Annotated in this window: 12 protein-coding genes; 5 read left to right on the top strand and 7 right to left on the bottom strand. The window is 35.1% G+C overall.

All coding sequences use genetic code 11. From position 1 onward, the window contains the following. Positions 1–20 precede the first annotated feature (20 nt). Both G7B20_RS05050 and G7B20_RS05045 read right to left on the bottom strand, forming a co-directional pair. Positions 21–2033: a thioredoxin domain-containing protein gene (locus G7B20_RS05050; RefSeq protein ID WP_164108919.1), complete on the bottom strand. Its 2013-nt coding sequence runs from the start codon at positions 2031–2033 to the stop codon at positions 21–23. A gap of 360 nt (positions 2034–2393) precedes the next feature. Beyond that, a complete protein-coding gene (locus G7B20_RS05045) occupies positions 2394–2894 on the bottom strand; it encodes a SixA phosphatase family protein (protein WP_164108918.1) in 501 nt (166 codons plus the stop codon). A 221-nt stretch (positions 2895–3115) separates the two neighbouring features. Between G7B20_RS05045 and G7B20_RS05040 the strand changes: the two genes are divergently transcribed. After that, complete coding sequence (locus G7B20_RS05040) at positions 3116–4348, top strand: hypothetical protein (protein WP_240452787.1); 1233 nt, start codon at positions 3116–3118, stop codon at positions 4346–4348. 12 nt (positions 4349–4360) lie between these two features. Here the strand turns inward: G7B20_RS05040 and G7B20_RS05035 are convergent, their stop codons facing one another. From G7B20_RS05035 to G7B20_RS05015, 5 genes are all read right to left on the bottom strand, one after another. Continuing rightward, on the bottom strand, positions 4361–5107 hold the full coding sequence (locus G7B20_RS05035; RefSeq protein WP_164108917.1) for a hypothetical protein: 747 nt from the start codon (positions 5105–5107) through the stop codon (positions 4361–4363). A 173-nt stretch (positions 5108–5280) separates the two neighbouring features. After that, positions 5281–6138: a glycosyltransferase family 2 protein gene (locus G7B20_RS05030; RefSeq protein ID WP_164108916.1), complete on the bottom strand. Its 858-nt coding sequence runs from the start codon at positions 6136–6138 to the stop codon at positions 5281–5283. Positions 6139–6141: 3 nt separating this feature from the next. Then, positions 6142–6960, bottom strand: a complete 819-nt coding sequence (locus G7B20_RS05025; protein ID WP_240452788.1) for an alpha-1,2-fucosyltransferase — start codon at positions 6958–6960, stop codon at positions 6142–6144. 35 nt (positions 6961–6995) lie between these two features. Beyond that, complete coding sequence (locus G7B20_RS05020) at positions 6996–7814, bottom strand: family 6 glucosyltransferase (protein ID WP_164108914.1); 819 nt, start codon at positions 7812–7814, stop codon at positions 6996–6998. 18 nt (positions 7815–7832) lie between these two features. After that, the gene (locus G7B20_RS05015) at positions 7833–8687 is read right to left on the bottom strand and encodes a glycosyltransferase family 2 protein (RefSeq protein ID WP_164108913.1); all 855 of its coding nucleotides are present in this window, start codon (positions 8685–8687) and stop codon (positions 7833–7835) included. A 156-nt stretch (positions 8688–8843) separates the two neighbouring features. On the opposite strand from G7B20_RS05015, the gene G7B20_RS05010 reads away from it, so the two are divergent. The 4 genes from G7B20_RS05010 (at position 8844) to G7B20_RS04995 (ending at position 13233) form a co-directional block, all read left to right on the top strand. Beyond that, positions 8844–9872: a hypothetical protein gene (locus G7B20_RS05010; protein ID WP_164108912.1), complete on the top strand. Its 1029-nt coding sequence runs from the start codon at positions 8844–8846 to the stop codon at positions 9870–9872. A gap of 376 nt (positions 9873–10248) precedes the next feature. Then, on the top strand, positions 10249–11061 hold the full coding sequence (locus G7B20_RS05005) for a glycosyltransferase family 2 protein (RefSeq protein ID WP_164108911.1): 813 nt from the start codon (positions 10249–10251) through the stop codon (positions 11059–11061). A gap of 62 nt (positions 11062–11123) precedes the next feature. Next, positions 11124–12128, top strand: coding sequence for a hypothetical protein (locus G7B20_RS05000; RefSeq protein WP_164108910.1), 1005 nt, complete (start codon positions 11124–11126; stop codon positions 12126–12128). Between the two features lie 76 nt (positions 12129–12204). Further along, positions 12205–13233, top strand: a complete 1029-nt coding sequence (locus G7B20_RS04995; RefSeq protein ID WP_164108909.1) for a glycosyltransferase family 4 protein — start codon at positions 12205–12207, stop codon at positions 13231–13233. The last annotated feature ends 26 nt before the right edge of the window (positions 13234–13259 follow it).

Raw genomic sequence — 13259 nt, 5'->3', positions numbered from 1 at the left:
TTTTTAATTTTTAAAGAGGTTTAAACCTCATTGCTATTTATTAATTCAATCAATTGTGTAATCGACGATTGCGGAAGACTACAGGTTTTGCTTCGACAAAGGTATGCTTTTGATTCCAATTCTTGCTTATTTACTAACAAAGGAAGTGTAGATTTTGTTCCCCCCAAGATTATTTTATTTGGGATATAGCACTTCTGATCCAATTCTTTGCGCCATTTTGTAGCATTTTCTCCTGTTAGTGCAATCTCATAAGTCCCAAAATGAAATTCAAGTAATTGTATTGCCCAATTGGAGTATGCCGATCCATAACTGGCGATATTTTGAAATACATTGGCAAAGACCTGATCAGCTATTGCTGTGTAATTTTCTTCGTCAAAGAGTAAGGCCATTTTGTAGAGTTGGCGTACTATACTGGAGGATGATCCAGGGATCACATTATCCATAACCTCGCTTTTACGAGCGATGAGCTCCTCTCCTTCATTTGAGGTATAATAGAATGTAGCTGTTTTGGACTCATAAAATAGAGAAATCGCGCGATCCGCCAAGTTTTTTGCTTTATGTAGCCAATCTTCTTCAAATGTTGCTTCATATATAGCAATATAAGCTTCTATCGTAAGCGCATAATCGTCGAGAAAGCCAGGGATTTGTCTGTTTTGATCTTTGGGTTGATGTAGTAAAGAATCTTCTATTGTACATTCCTTGACGATAAAGTGGGCAATGCCAATAGCTGTTATCAGGTAAGATGGCGTATCGAAAATTCTATATGCGTCTACTAGTCCTTTTAATAAAAGTGCATTCCAGCTGGTCAGTTGTTTATTGTCCAGACCAGGGCGAATCCTCGTTGCTCTATAAGCTAACATTTTGGTTTTAATTTCGGTCAAATATATAGACCATTCATCTGTTGAAAATCCAGCTTCACGAATGAGGTGCTCATTGTTGCTATCTACGTAAGGGATATTCGTTTGCTCTTCGCTCCAGTTTCCTTCGTTTGTGATGTTAAAATAATTTCGAGCTAGATCGGCATCATCACCCAAAAGATCGAATTCCTCGGACTGGAACGTGTAAAATTTACCTTCTATCCCCTCGCTATCGGCATCTAATGCGCTGTAGAACCCTCCGTTTTCAGCCTTCATTTCGCGAATAGCCCAAGCGATAGTTTCTTCAACGACTTGTTTATATAATAAGGAGGGCGTTTGTTGATAGGCTTCGCTATAAAGGGAGATCAACTGACCATTGTCGTACAGCATTTTTTCAAAATGGGGGACATGCCATCGTTCATCTACGGAGTAACGAGAAAATCCTCCTCCAATCTGATCGTATATTCCACCATTAGCAATCTGTTTTAACGTGAAATGCACATGAGCCAACAGGTCCTGATCTTTGGTCAATACGGCATAACGCAAGAGAAAGACCCAGTTATTAGGTAATGGAAATTTTGGAGCTTGTCGATAGCCACCGTTCTTGAAATCAAATTGTTCCTTCCAGGGGAGTACGATGGTTTTGAGGTCTCGTAAAGTATATTGTTCGGGTATATCAGCTATAGGAAGGCGCTCTGCCTGTTGTATTCCAGTGGTTAGCTTTTCTGCATAATCAATAGCTGTTTGGGGTGATTCTTCCCACATTTGAGCTATTTGCAATAAAATGTTTTGCCAGTCGTGAGGTTTGAAGTAGGTCCCCCCGTAGATGGGACGTCCATCCGGAAGACAGATTGCATTAAGTGGCCATCCGCCCGATTTGGTCATCAATTGTACGGCTATCATATAGATCTGATCGATGTCGGGGCGTTCTTCACGATCTATTTTTATGGAGATATAAAATTTATTCATGGTCTCGGCAATAGCTTCATTTTCGAAACTTTCCCGCTCCATGACATGGCACCAATGGCATGCCGAGTAGCCTATACTGATGATGATTAACTTGTTTTCCTGTTTTGCTTTAGCTAAGGCCTCCGCTCCCCATGGCATCCAATGCACCGGGTTGTGCATGTGCTGCTTGAGGTAGGGAGAGGTTTCGTTTTGAAGTTTGTTTGCCATATAGCGAAGATACGTAAAAGTTAATGATAAGCTCCTTATAGCTGTTGTATTTGGTGGAAATAATATTTCTTGATACGACTTATTTTTATTGTTTAAAATAATACAGGTGTATTTTAAGGAGTTTGTTTAAAAAGACTAGATACTTTTCTTCAACTGTATAGATACTTTTTGTCGACTCTACTTGTTGTCTTCGGAAAAAGGACGGGGTTCTTTTGACTTTTTTCTTGATTAATTTTTTTCGATAAAAATCACTTCGTTTGCAAAGACAAAATTAAGTGATTTGAGCGCTTTTACTTTTTAATTTAAGGGTATAAAAATTCAAACTTGCTTTTAATTGAAGTTAACTTTTGGTTAAGCGCGTTATAGTTGTTCTGTGATGATTTGGTTTAATGAACCCGTTCCTCCCGATAGGCTACCAAAATCGATTCCTTCTTCCAGCGTTACGACAGCGCAATGCGATGTTTTGAGTTGAATATAGCTATTGCAGATGTAGTTGGTTAAGTCAGATAAGCCAGGGTTATGGCCAAATATCAGCAGTGTGTCTACAGCGCTGGGGATTTGGTTGATAATTTTTAATATATCGAGATAATACGCTTCATATATGGATTCCGTCTGGAATATACGCTGAAGAGGGAACTCTAATGTGGTACAGAAGATATGAGCCGTCTGTATTGCCCTATTAGCAGTCGAAGAAAATACAGCTGTATTGTCATCAATCGTGAGTATGTCTTTTAGTTTGTTGGCTATATGTTGGGCTCGAGCACCCCCCTTGTCCATAATATTCCTTCCAAAGTCTTTCTCTCTCCAAGTTGGTAATTCTGCTTTTGCGTGGCGGATTATATAGAGTGTTTTCGTGTTCATTTTGATGTTGTACTTATTAAAATAAACCTACAAAAAGTCGTCTTTATACGCAATGTAATTGCGCTGAAATATAAAAACAAGTTTTGTAGCTCTCCTCCTCCTCCTCCATTTTAATTTTTATTATTGAGGAAATATACATAATTTTTGTTATAAATTAGCGTCCGCTCAGCGTTGTCTCTTGACAATAGTTTGGTAAGACGAATATTATTAACCTAGGTAAGATGCATTTAAGGAAGTATGCTTATTTTTTGATGCTTTGCGTATTTTGGACAGCTTGTTCAAAAGATGAGGCATCAGATATACCGCCAATGGGCGAAGAGGGGGGAGAAGAGGATATCGTTTCTTCGCATATCTTTAAGGATTTGGGAAGTATGGATATTGCTGTTGAGGCCAACGGTAATTATTGGGGCGGCAGTGACTTGGCACTTATTAAGGATATATCGGGCAAGCGGTATAGCTACTGCCATCCCGATGTGGAATATTTTGCAGATGGATTATATGGCTATAAATATTGGATGGTCTTTACGCCTTACTTTGGTCAGGTCGGGAGTAGTGGTAATGCTATTTTGTATGAAAATCCCACAGTGGTAGTCTCTAATGACGCGCTTCGCTGGACTGTTCCTTTTGGTTTGGTAAATCCGATACAACGGCCTCCTATGAAAGAGGACGGCGAGCTTGACGATGCTCAGAATCGGCGTCAAGGGTATTGGTCTGACGTAGATTGGATGTATCATAACGGGACCTTTGAGCTTTATTACCGTGGTAATGGAGTGTCTCAAAAGAGTCTTGAGCGTATTTGTAGTAATAGTGCTAATAACACTAGAAAATTAAGTGAAAAAAGTGCTGGACGTAATATTGTACGGCAGACCTCTGTAGACGGGGTAAAGTGGAGTTCTGTAGAGATTGCTTTTACAAGTAATTACCCGGCAACTCTGTTTGATAATCACGTTTTGTCTCCTTCTTTTGTGCGTGTAGGAGATGATATCGTTTCCTATGAAGTAGGTTTTAATACGGGTAAGGAAGGATATAAAGAAAATGATCCCTCCTTTGTATTGCAGCGGGTCTCTAAAAATGGATTAGACTTTACAGATTTTGACAAAAGTAAAATTATACACTTTGTTAATAAGCCTTGGAGTTCTGGAAATAAGAATTATTCGCCATGGCACCTGCACGCCTGTTACCGAGAGGGGTATTATTTTCTTACCTTGGCCGTTGGAGATGTGAAAAGATATACCTCCGAAGAGTTATATCTTGCTTTCTCTAGGGATGGGGTTAATTTTAACGTTTTTCCAAAAGCTATTGTAACGTCCAATGTCTATAGATCCTGCATATTCCCAATGGGAGAGAGTAATGATAAAATAGAATTTGGAGCCGTCATCGGTTTACGCACTGGTGAATTTAAATATCGAAAATTCTCTATTAAGAAGCAGTTACTAAGAAAACTGGTGGGTTAATTCCGCCGGATTTTACTTTAGATAATTACCTTTTGTCTTAAATCGAATAAAGCCATCTTTTATACGGTACGATGCTCCCTTCTCATTGTACACATTCAATTCGAATCGGGCCTCAATACACAATACATCATGTTGCAAAGTGTCGATTTTTATAATATGAAAGTAAGAGTCGTCTTGTAGTTGATTGTCCAGCTTCGAGCGCAGTAATACCGAATAAGCAGGTATAGATGTGGTCAATACTTTTCCCGTTTGCAGTGGGTATAGTTCGAGGCTGACTCCTTCTGCCGTATTTTCAAGATTATTGTCGGTCGCAAATTGAGCAGGACCTACCAAAAATGTGGAATCGTTGCTCTTTGGAGCCAGTACAGCCGTTTTTTGAAGAAGTTTGTTTTTCTCATACTTTTTGCTAAAGCCAAATGAGATGCTTGAAAATTCGGGCGACTTGAATGAAAATGTTTGTTCGAATAATAAAGAATCACTTTCTCCATACCACCAATATCCGCCTGTGGCATAAGCAGTCTCCCTGTTTTTGATTGCAGAAGAATAAGGTTTGATATTAATCTGTTTGTTTGAAAAACCAAAGCCATTCATTTCATTGGAGCTATAGGTCTTATCGTTTAACGTAAATGAGATACTGTCTCTATTTGTAGGATCTGTATTCCATTCTTGCTCGTCAACCGATATTTCTTCCCCGTCCTTCTGACAAGATACCAGCGATATCATGAAAAAAAGTAGTATGACTGGTACTGGTAATTTCATGGTTTATAGTTATTCTATCAAATATAGTTATTATTCGGTGAGTTTTTTCGTTTTATTTGAGTTTTTTAGTAATCTATATTCGTTACCTTAATAGGCTTTGTATCAAATGACAAAAGTGACCTCATCTTAAAGCTCCCTCGTGTAAATCTACATTAACATGATTTTTTGTAGTATTACTTAAGAATATTACGAAGTTGTTCATATGCTTTAAATAATCCGATCTTGTACCCCAGCTTAGCCCATTTTGATTTTAAAGGTCTTCGAAGTTTTTCCTTTAATACATTTTTTGAGATGAAATTATCGACGAAAAGGGTCTCTATATTTGTATTAGTTCTTTCTGCCATCTTTATTAGAGCGACCCAGTGCCAAAAAAGAGCTTTGTTGGAGTTATCGTGGGATGAAATACTTTGATTGTGTACCCTATATAAGTATAGGGTATCGTCTATATATTTAACAGGGGCAACTTCACACATCTTCATGTATATGTCCTTATCTTCTGCGCGTTTAATAAAGATGTCTATACCGGTTGTCTGTTCGTATATTTCTTTTTTAAAGCTAGCAAAGTGTGAGATTTCTGCATTAAAATTCAAATAGTCTTCATTGAGATCATCGACTTGTTTGGCATGGCTTATATTTAAACGATTTAGGCTATGATCGCAATACGTGAAATTTGAATAAACGAGTCCTGCTTGTGGAAATAATTCATGGGTCTCAATTGATTTTGCTATGGCATGGGTCTCAAGAGCATCATCTGGATCGAGCCGTGCAAATAAAGGAGACTTCGAAAGTTCAATTCCTTTTATTAACGTTTTTTGATAACCTAAGTTTTCACTGTTTTGGTAGAATCTAAACCTTGGGTCTTCTTTTATTAGTTCATTGATGATAGCAGAAGAATCATCCGTTGATTTGTCATCAATTACAATGGCCTCCCAATCCTGTGAAGTCTGGTTTACCAGACTTCTGAAACAGTCATTAAAGAAATGACCGTTGTTGTAATTGGCTATTATTATGCTGATTTTTTTAGTGCTCATAACTCATATTTTGATCCAAGAACTAGGGATAATATCATCTATGTTGTAATCTACAACCTCGTTATTAAACCAATTTTTTGGAGCTATTTTAATTCCGTTTGAATATTGCGATAGCCAGGCTCCCCACCAGCTAAAGGAACTATTAGCAATAATATGATGTTGGCAAGCGCTCATTAAGGACATGTCTTTCCAACTTGCTCCTTCATTTCCGCTAACAATGTAAACGTTGTTGTATTTTTCAAAATGTAATCTGCAAAATTGAGGATCATCCGAAAATATAACTAAGTCTAGCCCCACGAGTCGATGTTGCAGATATGAAATAGCTTGCTCATAATAACTCAATGGTAGTATACCATGGTATTGTGCAACTGTTGGCTTTAAATAATCTCCCCTTCTTACATGTATTGCTACACTGTTTGGTGTCGCGAGAATCTTTTCCTTTAGAGATTGGTTTTGCTGGTCTAGTTTGGGAAATTGAAATTGCTGTAGTATTTCATTTCTTTTACTAACAAAATATTGTTCAGATTGAAAATAGCCATCTAGATAGATGTTATTAGCTGCAGGGATTTGAACAATTTGGTTATCTTTTTGAGTAACTGTTGTTATTTGACTTAGTTTTCTTAAGTATTTGTAAATTGCAGCATTAGAGAGAAATATTTTTCGTTTAAAGTTTGACAATTCTCTGTAACGAAGATTTGGAAAAAGTTCAAGTGCAAAGTTTCTTTGTGTAAAGCTCTGTGTACTCTCCGTTTTTTTGTTAATGAACTCTAAATCCAAATATACGGTCGGGTCTATTGTAAAAGCTGTTGCAAATTGAAACATCTGATTCCCTAATCCACCCTGTATTTTGCTCACTATCATTTCTTGAATAGATTTCTGAAAAATGTACTCACGCTATTTATAAAATTAGGTTTATCTAACGGTGATGGTAAAATAAACGGATTTGCATATTCTTTGTTAAAATAGTCTCCATAGTGTTTTGCTTTATTTAGAAGGACAACCTTTGGAGAAAATGGATGGGGTTGATCTTCTGGAAAACCATACAAAGCAGGAAGTACAAGAATGGGTTTTCCTAAAAAATAGGCGTTGATGTGAGATTCGTCATGAAAACAAGCCATTATGCCTTTATTTTTGTCCTCTAGAATATTGTTTCTGCATACCTCACACAGTTCTAAGAATTCTTGCGTCTTTCCTCCATTAAATCCGCCCATAAAATAATGATACTTTATCCCCTTAATAAATGGGATATAAGCCATGGATTTTGGATTGCGTTCATAAGGTAGTTCATTTTTCTTAGAATTGTAATATCCAGGATGAAGAACTCCAGTTAGTCCAGAGGGACTTGATATTGGTAGTATTTCCTTTCCAACGAAGTCGATAAATAGCGTGTTTGCATTCAAGAAGAATACATAGTCCATATTCAACAAATCTTTTTTTATAGACAGGAGCATATCGAATCGTTTAAAGGAGTCCGCCGGAAAGCCTTCGGGTTCTTTGTAATATATATGAACGTCGTCACTGGGTTTAATAGAGGTGTCATCAGTAAACACGAAATAGTGTTTTTCGATGTCGGTTTCTTTTAATAGAAATTGCTCGGATGATTCGAAGAAGTTTTTCCAAAACACCGAGTAACGGCCTGTGCATATATATAATATTCCTACTTTGGTTTTATTCATAAGACACTTTCAATAGGATTATCTAAATTTAAAGAGATGCTTAAAAAATCTTTTAATTCTGTTGCTTAATTTTCTTTCTCTTTTAAGTTCTTGGTTTCTTCGAATATCTGTTAGCTCAGCCCTTAAATCAAGGGTTTCGGACGAAAAGCGTTCAAAAAATAATTGTCTATTTTCTTGACTCAGACTGTTGTATATTTTTAAGTGACAGATTTGTTTATGAGTAGTCATATGACTGGTATCTTGCGTAATGCTTTTTTCATGAAGCCTATAACAAACAAGTGTTTCATCAAGAAAATATGTAGTAGGATTTTGTTGATAAATAGCAAGCCAAAATAACCAATCCTCACCTGCTCTCACATCTATATCGAATTGAAATCCTTTGAGTAATTTACGTTTGAATAAACCACAGTGTATAGGGATTGAGAAGGCTTTGTCCCACTTTAAAAGAATAGATTCGTAATTAAAATATTCTCTTTGAAATGTGCAGAAGGGGGATAAATGTTTGTCTTTTTTTAAGTGATCAAAGGAAGTGATGATGATTTCGCTTTGTCCTGCGCATTCTAACGAACGATTTAACTTATCTTCATATAGTAAGTCATCACCATCTAAAAACTGGATGTAATCTCCTTGAGCCTGAGTAAGGCCATAATTTCTGGCTGAACTAAGCCCTCCATTGACTTTTTGTAAAACTTTGAAGCGTTTATCTAGCTTACCCCATCTATTCGCAATAGAAGCTGAATCGTCACTGGAACCGTCATCGATAATAAGACATTCCCAGTTCCTGTATGTTTGATCAGCAACCGATTTTAATGTCTCATTCAAGAATTGGTCTTGATTGTAACAGGGGATTATTATAGAAACTTTTGGGCTCATTATTACGTTTTTTCAAATTAAACGTAGCGCATCGTAAATCTTTCACGTTATGCTACTATGAAAGACTAAGAGATGTTAATAATTGCACCCAAATTTAGCTACAATTTTAGATATAATTGTCATATTTTTGGTTTTTTAGATTTCTAAATTTCAAACATGTTAAAAAAAAAGTTTTTATTGCTGGCTCCGAATACATTTAATTTATATGAGCTAATTGTTGAAAATTTAGAGTTTTTGGGTTATGAGGTTACTCATATAGAGAATGAGGGATATTTATTTAGGTATCGTTCATTATGGCAAAGATTCTGTAATCTAGTGCATAAAACCTTCTACAATAATGGAGAATATAAAGCTAGATTGAGGGAAGAATATGTGTTGAACCAACAAATTGAAATTCTCGATAAAGTAGAAAAATATGATTATTCACTTGTAATAAGAGCTGATTTATTCGATAAGGAATTGATAAAAAAGGTAAGGGCTAAAACTGATAAGTTATTAAGTTTTCATTTTGATGGTATTTCTAGGGATCGCTCTATTTTAGAATATATTCCTCTATTTGATCAATTTTATGTTTTTGATCCAGCTGATGTTCTTTCATTTCCTAATCATAATTTATTCTATTCACCCAATTTTTATTTTGATTATCCAGAACTTTTGATAGATATCGAGACGGAGACGAAGGTGAGCCATGTATATTACGTCAGTTCTCACCATCTTAGTCGTGAACAACATTTGATTGATGTTCATAAATATTTGTCAAATAAATTTAAGTCTGTGAATTTTATTGTGGTATGTCAAGAGAAGAATCTAGGATTTGTATCTGCTTACATTAAAAAGCACATGACAATACTACATGAACATGTAAATTTTGAAGAGCAGATCAGGCAGATTAGGAGATCAGATATCATTATTGATTTAGTGATTTCAGATCATAAAGGTTATTCCTTCCGTATATTTGAGGGAATTAAGTATGGGAAGAAAGTAGTTACTACTAATCCCACCGTAGTAGAGGCGGATTTTTATCACCCTAACAATTTCTTTGTATTAACAAATGATAATTGGGAAGAATTAGACAGATTTCTTGACAGTCCGTTGGTTCAACTTGATGAAGGTGTTAGAGCTAAGTACGCTTTTTCGGATTGGCTTAACTCTAAATTGGAGGCGGCATTGCTATTAGCTAAGTAATCACAGATTTCTAATGTCCTATGAAAAAGCAAATGACAAAATCTGGATGATAATGATAGCTGACTTTATATCCGGTAGGCTTTTTTCTAGCAGAGGTTGGTTTTCTTAGCAAAAGCCGTCTGCTTTAACAAAAAAACTATAAATTTGCCTCCAAATACAGGGTGTTGTTTTGTGTTTTATGTGGTTGTTGGTGAGGGTTTTACGGTTTGAGTTTTTTTGGCAAAAATATTTGTCGATTTTAGGTCATAAAGAGTATTCATCTTTATTCAAAGGATATCTTCTTAAGATGGGCATATCGTAAACTGTCTAAAGAAGAAGTTAATAAATAAAGTTTTGAGAATTGGTTAAATACGAAATTAGTGTAAAATATTAGGAAATGGGGAATTTGGTGAGTGTGATAATACCAACTTTTAATAATGTCGATACGATTATTGATACTTTACAATCCGTTTTTGGTCAAACATATGAGTGCATTGAAGTCATTATTGTAAATGATGGTTCAACGGACGGAACTTTGGAAAAGGTAGAATATTTCATTAAAGATAAAGACAACTTTTATCTTTTTAGTACCGATAACAGAGGCGTTTCGGCGGCTAGAAATTACGGTTTCGAAAATTCGAAAGGGGAATTAGTCGTTTTTTTGGATGCGGATGATCTTCTTGATGCTAATTATATTAAGCTCTGCGTTGATCAATTTGATACAGATCCGTCAATACATTTGGTATATACTAAAGCTGTTTTTTTTGAACGAATTGAGGGCGTTTTCAAGTTGCCAGATTTTTCTATGCAGCGTCTACTTTTTCAAAATTGTTTCACCGTTACTTCGATGCTTAAAAGCAATGATTTTAGGGAAGTGGGTATGTTTGATGTAAATCTTAGTTATGCTGAAGATTGGGAATTTTGGATTCGTTTGGTAAGTAAGTACCCAAAAGTTGTAAAAATAGAAAAGCCACTTTTTTTTTATCGTCGGAGAAACTCTTTGAATTCCGCAACAGATTTACGTGATATTAAAAATGTTGCTGAGTCATCTATGTTTTATATCTATAAGAAGCATCATGAGCTATATCTGAAACATGGCTTAGGTATTGATTCTCTATTGAAAAGTAAAGCTGATGCCATTAAGTATAAGCAGAAATACTATAATATCTGGTATAAAAAGGTGTTTTATTTTTTCAAAAGAGAGAAGTAACTGTAGCATTTTGTAGATTTAGCACGATTTATGTGTGAGTTGTATATCAAGGAATTATTAAAGTGAAGAAAAAAAGTATTATATTAGTTGTTCCATTTCATTTTGAGTTGTATAAAGAATTAATTTTGTCTTTACAAAGAGAAGGTTTGGAAATTATATTCTTATTTGTAACCGATCAACCATTTAATTATAGAAACCTGTTGCAAAGAGTACATAGTTTTCTGCAGAAAAATTTGTTTTCAAATAAGGATTTTAAAAAGCAACTAGTTTTTGCTAGAGAAAACCATAGGTTAATTTCTCAATTGGAGCAGATTGATACGGATGTAGACTATGCGCTGATTATTAGAGCTGATTTACTGGGATTGGATACTCTATCTATTATAAAGAATAGGGTCTCTAAGTTCGTTGCTTATCAATGGGATGGTCTCGATAGGTTCCCCGCTATATTTGATAGAATTAGTTATTTTGATAAGTTTTTTGTTTTTGACAAAGGGGACTATGAAACTTATACTGCTAAATATCTCAATTTACACTATACCACAAATTTTTATTTTGAAATACCAAAAATTGAGAATATTGTTGTTAAGCCTAAGAGTGTCTGTTTTGTAGGGAGTTATCTTGAGGGACGGATGAATCGTATTCAGCAGTTAACTGAGTTTTTACAGGGTGAGGGGATAGATATAGATGTAAAACTATTGTGTTCAAGTACGAGTACGATTGATAAATATAAGGATTCAGGTATTGATTTTATTACCAAGCCTTTTACATATAATCAAATGGTGGAACATGTTCAAAAATACGAAGTTCTATTGGATTTTGATAATTCATTAATTCATAGAGGCTTGTCATTTCGCTTTTTTGAAGCTCTTTTTTATAAGAAGAAAGTGATAACAAATAATTCATTAGTTAAAAGTTTTGATTTCTATCATCCGAATAATGTTTTTATATGGAATAGTAATAATTTGTTATCGCTGAAGGAATTTCTTGAGGTGCCCATGGTAAAAATAGATCAAAGTATTGTTGAGAAATATTCTTTTGGAAATTGGATACGACGAGTTTTAGATTAGTATTAACACATAAAAAGAGCTATTTTTGTTTATTACTACTATGAGGAAATCTAGAATTGTCTTTGATGCAGAACGTATGAAGTATCAACATACTGGTCTGTATTACTTTTGTTTGCATTTAGGGAAAGCAGTGTTAGATCTCTGTCCAGAAGACAAGGAATTTCAGTTTTATTTAAATAGGAAGCTCTCTATCCCTTTCGGTAGCCAAGCACAATATATTAATCAGAGGTCTTTACATAAGTTTCTAAAGCCAAGGTATGAAGGTGTAGATCTATGGCATTCAACATTTCAGCTTTCATCTTATATACCTTCAGATAAGAAAATCAAAGTAGTCTCAACTATTCATGATTTAAACTTTTTGAAAGAAGACAAATCTTCTCAAAAGAGAGCTAAGTATTTGAAAAAAATTCAATCACTCATAGATAGATCTTCTTCAATAATAGCTATTTCAAACTATGTAAAACAAGACCTGTTGGAACATTGTGAATTAGGGGAGAAGACTATTCAAGTTATTTATAATGGTTGTAATATTGATGAAAATATTCATTTAAGATATGAGAATGATATTCCACTAATCCCTGGGGAGTACATTTATTCTTTAGGTACAATTGCTAGAAAGAAAAATATACATACTCTTCCTTACCTTTTAAAGGGTAATAACTTAAAGCTTGTGATTAGTGGTATTGTTCAAGAACCAGATTATCTAGAATATATTAAACGTATCGCAAGTAGTATAGGAGTTGCAGGACGAGTTTTTTATACAGGCCCCGTTACTGAAAGAGAAAAATTGAATTACCTAAAACACTGTTCCATTTTTGCATTTCCGTCTATTGCTGAAGGTTTTGGTTTGCCAGTGATTGAAGCTATGTCGTTGGGAAGAAAAGTTTTATTGTCTACTTACACATCCTTACCTGAGGTGGGAGGTCCCGAGGCTTTTTATCTCGAAGAAACATCAATAGAGTATATGGAGAGTTTTGGAAAATTACATTTAGAGGATATTTTAAATGGGCCTAACCGTGAGGAGGAAATTAAAGGGTGGACATCTCAGTTCTCATGGAAAGAAGCCGCAAAAAAATATTGGACTTTGTATGAGCGACTATTGTAAGTGGAAAAATATTTCAAAAGGGCTAA

It is taken from the genome of Sphingobacterium sp. xlx-96 (genome assembly GCF_011007365.1).
Classification (GTDB): domain Bacteria; phylum Bacteroidota; class Bacteroidia; order Sphingobacteriales; family Sphingobacteriaceae; genus Sphingobacterium; species Sphingobacterium luzhongxinii.
The sequence above is the reverse complement of the archived record's forward strand: the minus strand, read 5'-3'. Positions and strand labels throughout refer to the sequence as shown.

Bases quoted from the DNA above. Each gene is read 5' to 3' on its own strand.
- G7B20_RS05025 (WP_240452788.1), bottom strand. From the start codon at position 6,960: ATGTTTCAATTTGCAACAGCTTTTACAATAGACCCGACCGTATATTTG.
- G7B20_RS05020 (WP_164108914.1), bottom strand. From the start codon at position 7,814: ATGAATAAAACCAAAGTAGGAATATTATATATATGCACAGGCCGTTAC.
- G7B20_RS05030 (WP_164108916.1), bottom strand. From the start codon at position 6,138: ATGAGCACTAAAAAAATCAGCATAATAATAGCCAATTACAACAACGGT.
- G7B20_RS05040 (WP_240452787.1), top strand. From the start codon at position 3,116: ATGCATTTAAGGAAGTATGCTTATTTTTTGATGCTTTGCGTATTTTGG.
- G7B20_RS05010 (WP_164108912.1), top strand. From the start codon at position 8,844: ATGTTAAAAAAAAAGTTTTTATTGCTGGCTCCGAATACATTTAATTTA.
- G7B20_RS05015 (WP_164108913.1), bottom strand. From the start codon at position 8,687: ATGAGCCCAAAAGTTTCTATAATAATCCCCTGTTACAATCAAGACCAA.
- G7B20_RS05035 (WP_164108917.1), bottom strand. From the start codon at position 5,107: ATGAAATTACCAGTACCAGTCATACTACTTTTTTTCATGATATCGCTG.
- G7B20_RS05050 (WP_164108919.1), bottom strand. From the start codon at position 2,033: ATGGCAAACAAACTTCAAAACGAAACCTCTCCCTACCTCAAGCAGCAC.
- G7B20_RS04995 (WP_164108909.1), top strand. From the start codon at position 12,205: ATGAAGTATCAACATACTGGTCTGTATTACTTTTGTTTGCATTTAGGG.
- G7B20_RS05005 (WP_164108911.1), top strand. From the start codon at position 10,249: ATGGGGAATTTGGTGAGTGTGATAATACCAACTTTTAATAATGTCGAT.
- G7B20_RS05045 (WP_164108918.1), bottom strand. From the start codon at position 2,894: ATGAACACGAAAACACTCTATATAATCCGCCACGCAAAAGCAGAATTA.